Below are 231 nucleotides of genomic sequence, written 5' to 3'. Positions count from 1 at the left end.
CGAGGCCGTGCACAAGGTGCAGTGGCAGCGCTACGGCATGCTCTTCCCGCTGCTGTACCTCATCGCCGGGCGCGACCCGCTGAAGAACCGGTTCGAGATCGAGGCCGGCCTGGAGAAGGGCGGCTACCTGCGGGCGAAGCGGGCGGTCACGCGTGCTCCGCGCGACCGTTCCGCCAGTAACCCATGAAGGCCACCTGGCGACGGTCGATGCCGACCTCGGAGACGAGGAAG

General features: G+C 68.8%; 1 pseudogene. It reads left to right on the top strand.

Features of this window, described 5'->3' with window-relative positions:
* Nucleotides 1–187, top strand: a pseudogene (locus tag BV453_RS01950) (hypothetical protein); the annotation flags it as partial.
* Nucleotides 188–231 lie beyond the last annotated feature (44 nt).

Origin of the sequence: Microbacterium sp. ER1 (assembly GCF_023383675.1) — a bacterium.
Classification (GTDB): Bacteria; Actinomycetota; Actinomycetes; order Actinomycetales; family Microbacteriaceae; genus Microbacterium.
Note: the sequence above shows the minus strand (reverse complement) of the source record. Positions and strands in the feature narration are given on the sequence as shown.